The 15,796-nt window shown below is 42.7% G+C and carries 13 protein-coding genes; 2 read left to right on the top strand and 11 right to left on the bottom strand.

What is annotated here, in order from left to right; translation table 11 throughout:
• Positions 1-5: 5 nt before the first annotated feature.
• Genes gcvH through B0E34_RS10505 form a run of 4 tightly spaced genes read right to left on the bottom strand, consistent with a single transcriptional unit; the run spans position 6 to position 2,071 of the window.
• Positions 6-383, bottom strand: coding sequence for a glycine cleavage system protein GcvH (gcvH, locus tag B0E34_RS10520; protein ID WP_084018976.1), 378 nt, complete (start codon positions 381-383; stop codon positions 6-8).
• A 17-nt stretch (positions 384-400) separates the two neighbouring features.
• Positions 401-1,174, bottom strand: coding sequence for a metallophosphoesterase family protein (locus tag B0E34_RS10515; RefSeq protein ID WP_084018978.1), 774 nt, complete (start codon positions 1,172-1,174; stop codon positions 401-403).
• Positions 1,175-1,217: 43 nt separating this feature from the next.
• The gene (locus B0E34_RS10510) at positions 1,218-1,682 is read right to left on the bottom strand and encodes a DUF6428 family protein (protein ID WP_084018980.1); all 465 of its coding nucleotides are present in this window, start codon (positions 1,680-1,682) and stop codon (positions 1,218-1,220) included.
• 59 nt (positions 1,683-1,741) lie between these two features.
• Positions 1,742-2,071 carry an ArsR/SmtB family transcription factor gene (locus B0E34_RS10505; RefSeq protein WP_047094742.1) on the bottom strand — a complete coding sequence of 110 codons (330 nt, stop codon included), beginning with the start codon at positions 2,069-2,071 and terminating at the stop codon, positions 1,742-1,744.
• A 226-nt stretch (positions 2,072-2,297) separates the two neighbouring features.
• On the opposite strand from B0E34_RS10505, the gene B0E34_RS10500 reads away from it, so the two are divergent.
• Positions 2,298-2,735 carry a DUF1896 domain-containing protein gene (locus tag B0E34_RS10500; RefSeq protein WP_048499054.1) on the top strand — a complete coding sequence of 146 codons (438 nt, stop codon included), beginning with the start codon at positions 2,298-2,300 and terminating at the stop codon, positions 2,733-2,735.
• Positions 2,722-8,160, top strand: coding sequence for a helicase-like domain-containing protein (locus B0E34_RS10495; protein WP_087709271.1), 5,439 nt, complete (start codon positions 2,722-2,724; stop codon positions 8,158-8,160). Before B0E34_RS10500 ends, B0E34_RS10495 begins: the two co-directional genes overlap by 14 nt.
• Positions 8,161-8,166: 6 nt before the next feature.
• On the opposite strand, the gene B0E34_RS10490 is transcribed toward B0E34_RS10495, so the two are convergent.
• The 7 genes from B0E34_RS10490 to B0E34_RS10460 form a co-directional block, all read right to left on the bottom strand.
• Positions 8,167-8,979 (bottom strand): RteC domain-containing protein, encoded by an 813-nt coding sequence (locus B0E34_RS10490; RefSeq protein ID WP_084019043.1) that lies wholly within the window; start codon positions 8,977-8,979, stop codon positions 8,167-8,169.
• Positions 8,980-9,240: 261 nt separating this feature from the next.
• Positions 9,241-11,514 carry a multicopper oxidase family protein gene (locus B0E34_RS10485; protein ID WP_084018984.1) on the bottom strand — a complete coding sequence of 758 codons (2,274 nt, stop codon included), beginning with the start codon at positions 11,512-11,514 and terminating at the stop codon, positions 9,241-9,243.
• A 13-nt stretch (positions 11,515-11,527) separates the two neighbouring features.
• A complete protein-coding gene (locus B0E34_RS10480) occupies positions 11,528-11,983 on the bottom strand; it encodes a heme-binding domain-containing protein (protein ID WP_072885944.1) in 456 nt (151 codons plus the stop codon).
• A 32-nt stretch (positions 11,984-12,015) separates the two neighbouring features.
• Entirely contained in the window at positions 12,016-12,432 is a 417-nt protein-coding gene (locus tag B0E34_RS10475; RefSeq protein WP_078797523.1) for a hypothetical protein, read from the bottom strand.
• 24 nt (positions 12,433-12,456) lie between these two features.
• The gene (locus B0E34_RS10470; protein WP_084018986.1) at positions 12,457-12,981 is read right to left on the bottom strand and encodes a DUF305 domain-containing protein; all 525 of its coding nucleotides are present in this window, start codon (positions 12,979-12,981) and stop codon (positions 12,457-12,459) included.
• Between the two features lie 10 nt (positions 12,982-12,991).
• Positions 12,992-13,657: a DUF3347 domain-containing protein gene (locus B0E34_RS10465; protein WP_084018988.1), complete on the bottom strand. Its 666-nt coding sequence runs from the start codon at positions 13,655-13,657 to the stop codon at positions 12,992-12,994.
• Between the two features lie 6 nt (positions 13,658-13,663).
• A complete protein-coding gene (locus B0E34_RS10460; RefSeq protein ID WP_084018990.1) occupies positions 13,664-15,784 on the bottom strand; it encodes a heavy metal translocating P-type ATPase in 2,121 nt (706 codons plus the stop codon).
• Between the last annotated feature and the right edge of the window lie 12 nt (positions 15,785-15,796).

The following is a 15,796-nucleotide window of genomic DNA, read 5'->3' as shown; positions in this document are numbered from 1 at the left end:
CGTGGTTAATTTGTGAGTTCTTTATATTGATTTGAGGTAAGCAGGTTTTCTAATTCTGCGATGTCCTGTATTTCTATTTTAATAAGCCAACCGTCTTTATAAGGATTGTCATTTATGAGTGTGGGCACTTTCAATAGCAGTTCGTTCGTTTCAACGATTTTACCCGATACAGGCATAAATAAATCACTGACCGTTTTAACCGCTTCAACAGAGCCGAATACTTCGTCCTGCCGAAAACTATATCCAACATTGGGTAAATCTGCATATACGATTTCGCCTAATTCGCTTTGTGCAAATTCGGTAATGCCTATTGTACCTGTGTTGTCCTGTACGCTTATCCACGTATGTTCTTTTGAATACTTTCTATCGGTTGGAAATTCCATCTTTATAAATTCTTTGATTAGTAACCTCTCCTTAAATTCTCTGCGTATTCGTTTGGTAAAATGCTTTCCTCTACTGCTTTTGCGGCTCTTTCAATATCATAATCAAATCGTATAAATTCCACACTGATACTGTCTTTGTCCAATACAGAACTTTGCTCATTGATAGTAAGCATTACATAACCGCCTCTTACATCGCTGTCTTTCGGCTTTCCTACCGAACCTATATTGATGGCGTGTCTGAAATGGTCTTGTCCGTCAATGCCCGAATTTAAAATGCGGTGGTATGGCTTGTGTGTATGTCCGAAACACATAATGTCTGCGTCCGCCTGTTCCATAATTCTAAGCATACTTTTTTCTTCCCTGTCCTCAAATAAGTATTCGTTTATTTTTCTTGGGCTACCGTGTACCAATAGCAAATTGAGCTTATCCTCGTTCAACTGAAATTCTACTTTGATATGTGCCGGAAGTGTACGCAAATAGGCTCTTTCTTCATCTTTCATAATAGAGTTGGTAAAAGAAATAGATATACTGCCGTTGTCTTTTTCGGGTTCAGTTTTATACGCACATCCGCAATCGTTGCTCATACGTCCAATACCAAAATCATAATTCCCTGCAATGGTTGGTATTTTGCGTTTACGGATTTCGTTCACTACTTCATTTGCCCAAATATTATAACCGACCAAATCGCCTAAGCAATAAATACTATCGGGATTTCTTTTTTCTACATCATCAAAGAATGCTTCTAATGCAGGTAGATTGGCGTGAATGTCGCTGAATAATGCAATTTTCATTTTTATTGATTTTAAGAATTATATTTTTAATGTTTCATTAATTTTAGCAACATCCCGAATTAGGTGTACAGCAAGCATTATTCAGGTCTGATAATTTTACTTTCTGTTTTTCGGCAGGAATACCGCAAGCATCTTGAGCTAAACAGGCGGTTTGTTTATTCTTCAGTATAAAATGATTTCCGTTAAAATCCAAATCAAATTTACCAATCGTTTCACTTTGGTATTCTACTTCTATTTCGGCATCTTCAATACCCAACTTTTCTTCGGATAGCTTAATGATGTTTAATAGCTTTGTTGGCTTTAATCGGTGTTCAAAATCGTTGGCATTCCATAATTGGAAATTGACAACTTTTTCGTTTCTAATTGTTCCGCCACAATCAATAAAATGTTTTGTAATAACACCTATCTCGGTAACGTGAAAGTGTTCGGGTACAAATGTTCCGTTCTCTAATTGAAATTCAACATTATCCAATGCTGGTAAGATTTCTTTGATGTTTGATAGTTTCATTATTTTTTTATTTAATTGTTATATTGCTTTATTGCGATTAATGTGCTTAAAAAAAATGCTTAACAGCATTTATCAACCTCTACATTATCTATAAAGAAAGCATTGAGTTCCTTTTTAATCTGCTGCCAAACATTTTCATCAATACAGTAGCACACACTTGTCCCTTCTATATTGCCTTTGATGATACCAATGTTTTTAAGCTCTTTTAAATGTTGTGAAATCGTAGCCTGCGCCAATCCTAATTCTTCCACTAAGTCATTACAAATGCAAGCATTCTGCTTGATGATGTATTGCAGGATAGCTATACGGGCAGGATGAGCCAGTGCCTTTAAAGTGGTTGCCAAGCTGTTTTGCTGTTCTGTAAATATTTCTGTTTTTGTTACGCCCATCTTATTTGTAATAATATATCGCAATATTACGATAAATATTTAAACCACAAAAGTAGTTTGTGAAAAAACATATAGCCAAGCACCAATTCTGTATAAATAATCAGTTCAATTTTCTATTGTAAATCGCCAAATCCTGCCTTTCAAAGCCAAACGCTGCAACATTATCAAAGGCAATTGCTCCTGCTTATAATTTTAGGATTTAAGTAAAATTCTAATCAAAATAAGTATGGATGTACAGCAAAAAGACCTGTCGTATTTCAGATTACGACTGCAAGAATTATTAAACAGCAGCTTTCCCGAAAAGGCACACGACCAAAAATTTATTGACCAACGGTCTTCGTGGGCTGCCAATGCTTATGAGGGTGCTTTCCGTTCGGGAAACGCCGTTGAGCAATGCGACGAAATAGCCAACTACATACTTTTTGAGGGCTTGCACTTCTCCAAGTTCGACACGGTTTTCAAAGTGGTATGCAATGAATTTGATACCATAATGGCAGACGAGGAACTGCGACCGTTCGCCCTGAAAATGTTCCCCGTTTGTGAGCCTGTTTTCGCAGGATATGAATTAACCGATGATTTCGCCAACGGAAATGAGTTTGATGTACTCTACACCGAACTGACCGGAACCATCTCAATATGGATTGAGGAAAATGGGCTTCAGTAAAAAGCAACATCTCCAACTGAATATTGATGCCCTGCGAATTGCTTTTAAACTGGAAAAGGAGAAACGCCAAGCCACCGTAGGCGAAAGACTGCTAATGATGCGATACAGCGGATTTGGCGGTCTTAAATTCGTTCTGAACCCCGTAGAAAACGAAATAGACATCAATCATTGGAGAAAAACAGAACACGACCTTTTTCCATTAACGCAGGAACTCCACCAATTACTCAAAGAAAATTCCGAAGACGATAAGCAGTACCGCAGGTATGTGGACAGTATGAAAAGTTCCGTACTGACGGCTTTTTATACCCCGCCAAAGGTTATAGATGCCATTTCATCCGCCTTGCGGGATAAGGGTCTGCATATTGATAAATTCCTCGAACCCTCCGCAGGTATCGGCTCATTCATCCAATCCTTTTCGGAAAATCAGAAAGCCAGTGTTACCGCCTATGAAAAAGACTTGCTCACAGGTAAGATTTTAAAGCAGCTTTATCCTGAAAGCAATATCCGTATCAACGGTTTTGAGGAAATTCCCGAAAGGGAACAAAACAACTATGATATAATCGCCAGTAATATACCGTTCGGCGATACTTCTGTATTTGACCTTTCTTATTCACGCAGCAGAAACAGCGCAAAGGAACAGGCTGCCCGAAGCATACACAATTACTTTTTTCTGAAAGGTGCTGATATGCTCCGTGAGGGTGGTTTGTTGGCTTACATCACTTCGCAGGGCATTCTGAATAGCCCTAAGAACGAACCCATACGCAGGGCGTTGATGCAGGATAATAATTTGGTTTCGGTTGTAAGACTGCCCAACAATCTGTTTACCGAATATGCAGGTACGGAAGTGGGCAGCGACCTGATTATCCTGCAAAAAAATACGGCAAAACAAAATCTGACCGACAGGGAAGATCTGTTTTGCCAAAGCAAGCCAACCGAATACAATACGCCGGGCAATGCGCTCTTTCAGGACGGTACAAGAATTATCCATACCGACCAAAAATTAGATACCGACCCATACGGTCAACCTGCCTTAATCTATACGCATAAAGACGGTGTTGAGGGTATTGCCAAAGATTTGAAACAAATGCTTTCCGAAGATTTTGGGAACCATCTGAATTTGAATTTATACAAAGGCGAACGCAATGATGAGCCTATGATACAAATTCCGATTGAACCAAAGGTTACACCTCCGGTCATAGACCCTGCAATCGTTCAGCAAAAACCGCAGCTTATAACCACTCCGGTAGTCCATCAGGAAAGCCCACAGGAACTAAAACAACTAAGCATTTTTGACCTGTTTGAAAGTGCGGGTGAGCCTGTAATGGTGCTTGCTCCACCTAAAAGAACTACCCAAAACAAAAGGCAAAGTAGTAATAAAAGAAGAGGCACAATAGGTCGTCAACCCGACCTGTTCAGCAGTGCCAGGCAGCAACCTTATACACCGCTAAAATCCAATGGTGCTACCAATGGAAAAAGCCAAGTAAACAGCAAAAAACAGGAAGCCATCGGCGACCTGTTTTCACAAATAAACGGCAATGGCCAGTCTGATAAGACTGCCATTCCCGTTACCGATATTAACACCGTTCCTGAACCTGCTCCGTATAGCGGCGAACTGCAATTATTCCACCGGAATGATTGCCTTGTGGTGGATAACGGTTGGGTCGGCTATTTGCAAGAGGTGGATAAGGAAGACAAAAAAGCTATCTTTCATCCATTGCAATTGCCGTCGGCACAGAAAGCAAGAGCCGAAGCCTACATAGCCGTAAGGGACAGTTATATCAACCTGTACCAAAAAGAAGCTGAAAAACAGACCGAACACAGGGAAGAACGGGAAACCCTGAACCTGCTGTACGATGCCTTTACCAAAAAATACGGCAATCTCAATACTGCCGACAATGCCAAGCTGATAAAAACAGACAGTGCAGGTAAAGAAATCCCCTATCTGGAGCGTGTCATTGGCGGCATAATCCATAAAGCGGATATTTTCAGCCGTCCGGTCAGTTTCTCTACTACCACGTTAGCAACCGACAATCCCGAAGAGGCTTTAGCTGCCTCCCTGAACAAATACGGAAATGTGGATTTGGACTTTATGTCCGAAATCAGCAGCCTGCCTGCCGATACCCTGAAAGAAGCCCTGCACGGGCGGTTGTTCTACAATCCGCTACAACAGGAATATGAAATAGCCGAACGTTGGATTGCAGGCAACGTGGTGGAGAAAGCAGATGAAGTAAGAGCCTATCTCGAAAACTATCCCGATGATACCGAAGCCAAAGAAAGCCTTACCGCTTTAGAGGAAGCCCGACCAAAACGTATCGAATTTGAGGAACTGGATTTTAACCTCGGCGAACGGTGGATACCTACCGGAATTTATGCCCGTTTCGCTTCGCATTTGTTCGATGCGGATGTACTGGTTCATTACTCCGAAAGCTCCGACGACTTTTCCGTAAAGTGTCATCAGGGCAATATGCACATTTGGGAAAAATATGCGGTCAAAGCGGAAAGCCGCACGTTTGACGGTATTGCCCTGCTTAAACACGCCCTTGTCAATACCACGCCTGATATTACCAAAAAAGTAATGGTTGGCGACCAAGAGGTTAAAGTACGGGATATGGAAGCCATACAAATGGCGAACACCAAGATTGACGAAATCCGTACCGCCTTTACCGACTGGCTACACGCACAGAACGATGAGTTTAAAAACAGGCTGACCGACCAGTACAACGATACCTTTAATTGTTTCGTTCGCCCAAACTATGACGGAAGCCATCAGGAATTTCCGGGATTAGACCGCAAGGGAGCAGGCATTGAAGACCTGTATTCAAGTCAAAAGGACACCGTTTGGATGATAAAGCTGAACAACGGTGCTATCTGCGACCACGAAGTAGGCGCAGGAAAAACGCTGATAATGTGTACCGCAGCGCAGGAAATGAAGCGTTTGGGATTAGCCCATAAGCCGATGATTATCGGGCTGAAAGCAAATATACCTGCCATTGCCGAAGACTACCGTAAAGCCTATCCACACGCCAAAATCCTTTATCCGGGTATTGATGATTTTACGCCGAAAAAACGCCTGCGGATTTTCGGGGATATTAAAAATAATGATTGGGATTGCGTGATACTTACGCACGACCAGTTCGGAATGATACCGCAATCGCCCGAAATACAAAAGGAAATCCTCGAAATAGAACTGGACAGCGTAGAGCGCAATCTCGATGCCCTGAAATCGCAGGGCAAGGAAGTGACAAGGGGAATGCTCGCCGGGGTAATCAAGCGGAAAGAAAATCTTGAAGTAAAGCTGAAAACGCTGCAACACGATATTGAAAACCGTAAGGATGATATTGTGGACTTTAAGATGATGGGCATAGACCATTTGTTTGTGGACGAAAGCCACCAGTTCAAAAACCTGATGTTCAACACCCGTCATACACGGGTTGCCGGACTGGGGAACGTGGACGGCAGCCAAAAGGCACTGAACCTGCTGTTTGCAATCCGCACCATTCAGGAGCGTACCAATGCGGATATGGGTGCAACCTTTCTTTCGGGTACAACCATCAGCAATTCATTAACGGAATTGTACCTGCTGTTTAAATACCTGCGCCCCCGTGCATTGGAAAAACAGGGTATTCATTCCTTTGATGCGTGGGCAGCTATCTATGCACGGAAAACGACCGATTATGAATTTTCGGTAGCTAACAATATTGTAGCAAAAGAGCGTTTCCGCTACTTTATCAAAGTGCCGGAACTGGCGCAGTTCTATTCTGAAATCACGGATTACAGAACGGCAAAGAATATTGGTATAGACCGTCCCAACAAGAACGAGGTATTGTACAACATACCGCCAACGCCCGACCAAGAAGCCTTTATCCAAAGCCTGATGCAGTTTGCCAAAACGGGCGATGCTACTTTGCTCGGAAGGGAACCATTATCGCAAAGGGAAGAAAAAGCAAAGATGCTCATTGCTACGGACTACGCCCGTAAGATGTCGCTCGATATGCGTATGGTAAGCGATATCTACGACGACCACCCTGATAATAAGGCTTCGCATTGTGCGGCAAATATCGCCAAGTATTACAACCATTTCAACGCACAGAAAGGAACGCAGTTCGTTTTCTCTGATTTGGGAACCTATAAGCCGGGCGAATGGAACGTGTATTCTGAAATCAAACGCAAGCTCGTGGAAGACCACGGCATCCCTGCACACGAAGTAAGGTTTATTCAAGAAGCGAAAAATGATAAGCAACGCAGAGAACTTATCAACGGAATGAACGAGGGCAAAATCCGTGTGTTGTTTGGTTCTACAAGTATGCTCGGAACTGGCGTAAACGCACAGAAAAGAGCCGTTGCTGTTCATCATTTAGATACGCCGTGGCGACCGTCTGACCTCGCCCAAAGGGACGGGCGGGCAATCCGTAAAGGCAACGAGATTGCCAAATTCTTTGCCGATAATAAAGTTGCTGTGATTATCTATGCAGTTGAAAAATCGTTGGACAGTTACAAATTCAACCTGCTGTATAATAAGCAGCTTTTCATCGACCAGTTAAAGACTAACAACCTGACCAAAAGAACGATTGACGAGGGAAGTATGGACGAAAAATCGGGAATGAACTTTTCGGAATATGTGGCAATCCTGTCAGGAAATACAGACCTGTTGGATAAAGCCAAACTGGAAAAACAGATTGCCGGACTGGAAAGCGAAAAGCAGGCGTTCAACCGCTCTAAATCCAGTGCCAAATTTAAGGTACAGGATTATATGGAAATGTTGCAAAGCACTCAATCCCGTTTGAGCCGGATGAGTACCGACTGGGAAAACTTACAGCAACGCCTGCAAAAGCGTTCGGACGGTACAATCGAAAACCCTGTGCTGTTAGATGGCTTGCCGCCCAATGCAAATCCGAAACAAATAGGCGCAAAACTGAACGAGATTGCGAACAAAGCCCGCACGGCAGGCGACTATCGTGAAATAGGCAACCTCTACGGGTTTCAATTATTGGTTAAAACAGAACTTCCAAAGGATAATTCAACACTCGAAAGGGTCAATAGATTTTTTATAACTGGCGAGGGCAATATCAAGTACACCTACAATAACGGTCTGATGGCAAAAGACCCCGAAACCGCCGCAATGAATTTTTTAAGGGCTTTGGAAAAACTGCCGGGCTTTGTGAAGCAGGAGCAGGAGAAAATCGCTGAAATACAAAAAGACCTGCCGATACTTCAGGAAGTGGTTAACGGTACTTGGGCTAAGGAAAGTCGATTGAGTGAGCTTAAAACGGAACTGGCTGCCGTAGAAAGAAAGATACAGCTATCTATTACGCCGGAAACCAAACAAGATGCTTCGGAGCAGGCAGAAAAGCAGAATGAAGCCCCAAAGGTGCAGGAAAGCATTATACGGACAAAAGGCGTTCATTCACCTCGTGGCGTATTATAATAGTCGTTACTTTTCGTCCATTTTTTTTATTAGGGCTTCACACAGGCTGTCAAGGAATTTGGTTCGGTTTATCTTACGGGCTTTCAGTTCCATAAACGTGTGGTAAAAATCGCCTAACTCAATATTAAAGGCTTCTTCAAAAGTTTTAGCTATCAATTTTATGTCTGTATTCCCATTGTTAAATACACCGTGGGAGTACAGTGCATATATGAGTTCCGTCAGTGCCGTTTTACTTGCCGTCCATTTCAATGAATTGTCCGAACCCCTTTTCACATTGATGTTATTGAGCCTGTCTTCCAAATAAACTTGTATCAGGTCATTGGCAATAATCTTGGCAACCTTATAATCGTGTGAAGTAGAAAAACGATGGTCTGCTTCAAAATAAAATGTGTCTAACCACAGCCTTATATCGTGCTTGCCACGCACAAAGAATTTTTCGTCAACGAAAGAATTATTGCTGCGGTAATACTTGTAAAAATCAAGGTTGTTTTCAAAGAACCTTTTTAGCTTTTTCAGTTCTTTGGTAAAATATTTCTTGGTACGCTTGTTCCCGTAGGGTCTTCTTGTTTCGATTTTATAGATGGCATTGTAGTAGATGAGCTTTGAAACAATAACAGGTTTCTGATACTTGAAAAAATGGATTTCTTCTTCCATATTCTTAAAGTCATTTTTCAGTACAAAGTCCTTTAAGTCGGCAAGGCTTTGTATGATATGGTGTATAACGGCTTCAATTCTTTTTATGGGGCAGTCGGTTTCAATCTCCAGTTCCTGGATTGCAGTTTCCAATTTAAGATATGTTTCATTGTAAAATTTATCCATTCGCTTCATTTTGATGTAATATATTATTGGTTAATACAGAAAAGCTAACACTGTTCGTATTAGCTTATGATGCAATTACTGCTTAAAAAAATTCAACCTCTACCGTATTGATGATGGAACGATAGATAGATTTTTGTTGCATACTTTAAAGGGTTGTAGTATGATGCAGGTTAGTCTTTGCGAATTACACCTGCATCACCTCCTTTTTTTTACCGATATTTTTTTACGGTTATGCAGTTTACAACCCTTAGTTATTTAATTTTAATAAGTCAATGCCAGCCCCACACCAAAGCCCATATCGCTATCATAGTGGGTACGTATACCTATATTCTTATTAATGATATACCTAAGTTCTCCCATATACTCTAAGTCGGTATTCACCATAAAACCACCTCTTAGTCTTTTTGAAATTGGTATATCTTCACGCATTAACTGCAATCTCACAATTCCATCATGATATACTTCTGCCTGAAAATTGACCAGCATAGGTAACGTATACATAAACCCTAAACTGAACGCCCTGCGGGTGTCTTTCTTGTTGGTTTGTCCAAATATGTTCTTTTCGTGTTCATCTTCTCCCATTTTACGGTAGCGGTAATCAAAACCTACAAAGGGCATGAACCATTGCATCTTTCCAATGTATCTACCTAAATGGGTTTCTACTTCATAACCGTGCATACTATTATAGCCTAAACGCCATTCTGTTCCTAATTGGTAGCGTGCATTCATTAGCATAGCTTCTCCATCATTACCATTGGTTGCAAAATCGTTTTGTGCCATAAAATGAGGCATATTACTTTCTCTTTGCAATTCTTTATAGGCTTTTACCTTGTCGGGTAGATAGGGGTTATTGTAGTCTCCAACTTCAAAGACCCTGTTCATTCCCGCCATCATGTGATATAATATATGGCAATGAAAGAACCAATCACCTTCCTCATTTGCTAAAAACTCAATGGTATCTGTTTCCATAGGCATGATATCCAACACATTTTTAAGCGGCGATTTTTCGCCTTTTCCGTTTATCACCCTGAAATCAAATCCGTGAAGATGCATTGGATGCCGCATCATTGAATTATTATAAATGGTAATCCGTAGAATTTCTCCTTTTTTTACAGGTATTTTGTCAGTTTCCGAAAGTATTTTATTATCCATGCTCCATACATAGCGGTTCATGTTGCCAGTAAGTGTGAATTTCAACTCTTTTACAGGCGCATCATTTGGAAGAGAGGTGTTATAAGGTGATTGCAACATAGCATAATTTAATGTTTTGATGTCTCCCAAGGCATTAGCGTTGTAACGGTTAGCGTCGTTATCCATATCCATACCCTCATGCTTACTGTGGTCTGCTTTTTTTGTTGCATCTCCGGTAATTTCGGGATACATCACTACATTCATGTCCATTTGGTTAAGGCTCATCTTCATGCCCATATCGTCCAAATCGCCATTCATTTTCATCATATCGTTCATCATCTTCATCCCCTCGAAATACTTCAATCGTGGGAGTGGAGAAATAAGCTGTTTGACCCCATCACCTATAAAGTAACTCGCAGATTGTGTCCTGTCTTCGGTTGTTGCTAAGAACTCGTAAGCCAAACCATCTTGAGGGATAGTCACTACAATATCGTAAGTTTCAGAAACGGCAATGATTAACCTGTCCACCTCTACAGGCTCAACATCATTCCCATCATTCGCTACTACTGTAATTTTTCCTCCAGCATACCGTAGCCAGAAATATGAAGACGCCCCTCCATTGGAAACACGCAATCTGACTTTGTCGCCTGCTTTTAGCTTTTTACCATCAATTGTTTTCAAATCGGTGCTATGGCTACCATTTATTAGGATTTTATCATAGTAAACGTCACTGACATCCATCGCCAGCATCCGCTTCCACTCGTTTTTTACCTTTACCCCTAATTTTCCCTCCTTAATAGCTTCAACATATGATTGTGTTGCGCCTTTCTTAATGGCCGCCCAATCATTTGCATTGTGTAGCATACGGTTGATATTATCGGGGTTAAGATTTGTCCACTCACTTAATATAATTGGAACGGTCGGCAAATCGTCAATTCCTTTTCTGAATGTCTTATCATCGCTTCTTTTCTTCATGATAAAACTTCCGTACATGCCAATCTGCTCCTGCAATCCTGAGTGGGAATGGTACCAGTGCGTACCATGCTGGATAATCGGAAAACGGTAGGTGTAGGTTGTGCCCGGTGCGATGGGTTTTTGTGTAAGCCAGGGCACACCGTCTTCTTTATTGGGCAGGAACACACCATGCCAGTGAAGTGATGTGCTTTCTTTCAATTGGTTGTGCACCACTATTTCGGCAGTGTCGCCCTCGGTAAAGGTAAGGGTGGGCATGGGGATTTGCCCGTTTACGGCAATTGCCCTTTTTTGCTTACCTGCATAGTTGACAAGCGTATCTTTTACATACAGCTCGTAATGCACCACTCTCTGTGCAAACAGCGTTTGCGTGCAAAGCAGTATCAGCACTGTTTGCAAAATTCTTATAGGTATTTTATTATATCTGTTCATGATTTGAAAAATTTTATTTAATGCTGTCTTCCATTGTGCTAAACCACGCTATCAAAACCTGCTTATCCTCCGGTGACAATACTGCATTGCGATGAATTAGTGTGTATGATGACAACGGCATTTCCCCGTCCTTAACCTGCCCGGCCATAGCCCTGAACTTGTTTCGCTGCCTGCGGACAGAATAGTCGCCAAATTCGCTAAAGTTGAGTTCCTCTTTCCCCTTTTTTATATGCTCTGCCATGTACCATGCGCCGGGCTGGATACGGCTGTACCACGGATAATGGGTATTGTTGCTATGGCAGTCATAACAGGACTGAACAAGGATAGCCTTTACATTTTGGGGTACGGTGTACACCCTTTCGATATGGGTGGCTGGCACTTCAACCGCCTGGTTCCGTAAGGGCTGAAAGAACTGTATGGCAATCAGGACGACAGCCAGCCCCAATATGATTTTCTTCTTTATGGTCATAATTATTTTATTGTGGCTTCATCTTTTTGTGTCTACTGTTTTTTCACATACTTGGCATAATTCTCCTTGTTTTCAAAATAAGAAACTTCACCGTTATTTCCTGTCACAGCAATCACCGCATTAGCTTTGTCTACCTGCTTATGGGAATAGGGGTCTATCGCCATCCGCACGGTCGCATCTTTTGGAATACGTTCCTTACACATTTCGCAACATCCGTAATAGGTTTTACCATCAAATTTTACGTCAAACTGCCTTTTGCCCATATAGGCATCGTTGACCATGCAGACTTCATCCGATGGAACCAATTCACCTATTTGGTTACTATGCCCGTGGCTTTCCGGAGTTGCCTGCGAATGCTGTGTCGCTTCATCCTTATTTGACCCTACCTGTCCGCAAGCGGTGAATAGCAGGGCTGATAAGGAAATAAAGCCGATTATTATTTTGCTCATGTCGAAACTGTTTTTTAAATTTTATTATTTACTTTCTTCAAACTCTTTTAGCTTGCGCTTCATCAGTTCAATTTCTTCCGCTTGGGTTTTAAGTATGTTTTTTTGCAGCTCTATCAGTTCCGGGTCGGTCAGGTGTGCCTTTTCGGACATCAATATGGCTGCTGCGTGATGGGGTATCATACCCTTTGCAAACTGCTTGTCCCCGACATTGATTTGTTCCCTGATACCAAACCATGAAAAGATGCCAACGGCAACCGAGATGATGGCTATCGCCCAATTCATCTTCCTGTTGGGGTACATCACTTTCATTATCGCTAATTCGATAAGCAGCATTGCCGAGGTCATCAGCAGGGTCATGTACAGGTTATTGATATTGGGTATCAGGTTCTGCCACTCGTCAATCATGGCGTACATGATAAAATACATCACTGCGAACATGGCGACAGCCATCACCGCAAAGCGTTTGTACATGCCCGAAGCATGTTTTGGATTGTGCGTGCCATGCTCCGAGGCATGACCCGCATTGTGATTGTTTTGCATATTTTCCATAACCCGAAATTTATTTGCTGTTAATTGTTTTTTCCACCTTACCGCAGGTCAGCATTTTAGAACCGTAGTAAGGGTTTTTGATTTCCTTGTTTTCGCTGAACCAAACAGCACCCTTACCGTCATTGAACATCGGGCAATGGTCCTGATACAATGTTTGCGATGTACCGAACAAATCAATCAGGTCTTTCAAATCTTCGCCAAGCGAGGCCAAATGTTCCCGCTGGTGGTGGATGTTGCCGACATTTTCCCCGATATGTTCTGCGTGTTCTTTAGCATCGTCCGCTATGTCCATGTACTTTTTGTGCTTATCAGCAGGAACGGCTTTCATGTCCACTTTATTCAGGGTAGCTAACAGCTTTTTCCCTGAACTGGCGGCAGCTTTGTCATCGTCCGAAACAAGGGCGTTCTTTAAGGACAGATAATCGGTAACTATGGGCGCAATAGAAAAGTTTTTTGTTTCTTCTTTTCCTGTTGCTATTGCTTCCTGACCGCTCGGTGTTTCGCTCACAGCGGGCGCAGCTACCGTATCATCCTCTTTTGGTTGGGAAGCTGGCTGTTCTTGTGATACCACAGCAGTATCACTTGAAGACTGCTCGTTTTTGTTGGATGCCTGATTGCATGATACTGTTACAAATGCCATGATAACAGCAATGATTGATAATGTTAGATTTTTCATTTTTATTTATTTTTTGATTTTTAAAAAACTTGCGTTAATAGCCACTACAATGGTGCTTACACTCATCAGCACAGCACCCATAGCGGGACTTAAAACAAAATTCGGATAGAGTACGCCTGCCGCAAGCGGTATTGCCACCACGTTGTAGCCAACCGCCCATATCAGGTTCTGTACCATCTTTTTGTAGGTAAGTTTGCCGAAGTCAATCAGTTTGACCACATCCCTCGGGTCACTGTCTACCAATATGATATCCGCTGTTTCGGCAGCCACGTCCGTACCGGAACCCACGGCAATTCCAACATCTGCCTGTGCCAGTGCAGGTGCATCATTTACACCATCACCAGTCATTGCTACGATTTCGCCTTTTGCCTGAAACTCCTTTACTTTCTCCTGCTTGTTATGCGGAAGCACATTGGCCAAATACCCGTCCATACCCAATTTTCCGGCTACGGCAGCAGCAATCCTGTCGTTATCCCCCGTGAGCAGAAAGGACTTGATGCCCATTTTTTTGAGTTCCTCAATCGCCTGTGCCGACCCCTCACGGATGCTGTCTGCCAAAGTAATGAGGCCGATTACCCGGTCATCAATGAGAACAAAGTTTACTGTTTCGGCTTCCTGATTAATTTCGGTTGGAATTTCCGGCAAAGAAAGGTGGTTTTCGGTGAAGTAATTCGGGCCACCAGCTACAACACTCTTTCCGTTTACAACACCTTTTACACCTATACCCTGCATATAGCTAAAGTTTTCAGACTTCCATAACGCAAGCCTCTTTTCTTTCAATGTAGCCATAATGCCTTTTGCGATATGGTGTTCCGAATTTTGCTGTACTGCGGCAGCATACTGGATAACTGCATCGGCATTGTATTCGTCCGTAAAGGGAATAACCTTTTCCACGGCATGGGAACCTTTGGTGAGCGTTCCGGTTTTGTCAAAAATGATGGTAGATAGCTTACGGGTGGTTTCAAATGCTGTGCGGTTGCGGATGAGCAGACCATTGGTCGCCGATAGCGTTGTGGAAATGGCGACCACCAACGGGATAGCCACGCCCAATGCGTGCGGGCAGGCCGTTACCATTACCGTCACCATTCTTTCAAGCGCAAAGGCAATATCTCCACTGCTTGCATACCAATAGGCAAATGTGCCTATGCCCACGGCAATGGCAATAAAGGTGAGCCATTTGGCAACTTTGTCCGCAAGGTTTTGCGTATTGGACTTAGTAGCTTGTGCCTCCTGCACAAGATTGATAACCCTGTTCAGGTAGCTGTCTTTTCCAACGGCTGTTACCTTAACTTTCAGCGCACCATCGCCATTGATAGAGCCTGCGATGACCTTTCCGTCCTTTTCCTTTTTTACGGGAACACTTTCTCCGGTAAGCATACTCTCGTTGATATATGAAAGCCCATCCAGAACCAATCCGTCGGCTGGAATTTTTTCACCCGGTTTTATGATAGCCGTTTCACCGCTTTGCAGGTCTTCGAGCTTTATCTTTACAGCTTCTCCGCCTCGTTCCACGGTAACATCGTTGGGCAGTAACGCTACCAATGACTGTAATGCCCGTGAAGCAGCCATTTGGGAACGCATTTCCAGCCAATGCCCTAACAGCATGATGTCAATTAGGGTTGCCAGTTCCCAAAAGAAATCCATACCCTGCAAGCCAAATACAACGGCTACGGAATAGACATAGGCTACGGATATGGCGATAGCAACAAGTGTCATCATCCCTATGGCTTTGGCTTTCACCTCGCCAATCATTCCCTTTAGGAATGGTAAGCCTCCATAGCAATAAATCACCGTACCCAATGCCAGCAACACATATTTATCGCCATTGAAAGCAAGCGAGAAACCTAACCATTGCTGTATCATGTGCGACAGGAGCAGTATAGGGATTGTAATGACAAGGCTTATCCAAAAACGAGTGAGGAAATCACCTGTATGATGTCCCTCATGTTTATTAAAGTTTTCGTCAGCATGGCCATGTTGAGAATGCCCGGAATGCCCATGTTCTGATGTGTGTTCATGAGAAACTGACGCACCGCCAACGGGAACCAATGCCATGCCACAGAGCGGGCATTTGCCCGGTTCGTCTTTTAGCACCTGTGGGTGCATAGGACAAGTATATTTTTTCATAACAAGGGGTTT

The sequence above is a fragment of the Chryseobacterium mucoviscidosis genome (assembly GCF_002177115.1).
Lineage (GTDB): Bacteria > Bacteroidota > Bacteroidia > Flavobacteriales > Weeksellaceae > Chryseobacterium > Chryseobacterium mucoviscidosis.
The sequence above is the reverse complement of the archived record's forward strand: the minus strand, read 5'-3'. Positions and strand labels throughout refer to the sequence as shown.

Coding starts and splice junctions, on each gene's coding strand:
- gcvH (WP_084018976.1), bottom strand. CDS start 383: ATGGAATTTCCAACCGATAGAAAGTATTCAAAAGAACATACGTGGATA.
- B0E34_RS10515 (WP_084018978.1), bottom strand. CDS start 1,174: ATGAAAATTGCATTATTCAGCGACATTCACGCCAATCTACCTGCATTA.
- B0E34_RS10510 (WP_084018980.1), bottom strand. CDS start 1,682: ATGAAACTATCAAACATCAAAGAAATCTTACCAGCATTGGATAATGTT.
- B0E34_RS10505 (WP_047094742.1), bottom strand. CDS start 2,071: ATGGGCGTAACAAAAACAGAAATATTTACAGAACAGCAAAACAGCTTG.
- B0E34_RS10500 (WP_048499054.1), top strand. CDS start 2,298: ATGGATGTACAGCAAAAAGACCTGTCGTATTTCAGATTACGACTGCAA.
- B0E34_RS10495 (WP_087709271.1), top strand. CDS start 2,722: ATGGGCTTCAGTAAAAAGCAACATCTCCAACTGAATATTGATGCCCTG.
- B0E34_RS10490 (WP_084019043.1), bottom strand. CDS start 8,979: ATGGATAAATTTTACAATGAAACATATCTTAAATTGGAAACTGCAATC.
- B0E34_RS10485 (WP_084018984.1), bottom strand. CDS start 11,514: ATGAACAGATATAATAAAATACCTATAAGAATTTTGCAAACAGTGCTG.
- B0E34_RS10480 (WP_072885944.1), bottom strand. CDS start 11,983: ATGACCATAAAGAAGAAAATCATATTGGGGCTGGCTGTCGTCCTGATT.
- B0E34_RS10475 (WP_078797523.1), bottom strand. CDS start 12,432: ATGAGCAAAATAATAATCGGCTTTATTTCCTTATCAGCCCTGCTATTC.
- B0E34_RS10470 (WP_084018986.1), bottom strand. CDS start 12,981: ATGGAAAATATGCAAAACAATCACAATGCGGGTCATGCCTCGGAGCAT.
- B0E34_RS10465 (WP_084018988.1), bottom strand. CDS start 13,657: ATGAAAAATCTAACATTATCAATCATTGCTGTTATCATGGCATTTGTA.
- B0E34_RS10460 (WP_084018990.1), bottom strand. CDS start 15,784: ATGAAAAAATATACTTGTCCTATGCACCCACAGGTGCTAAAAGACGAA.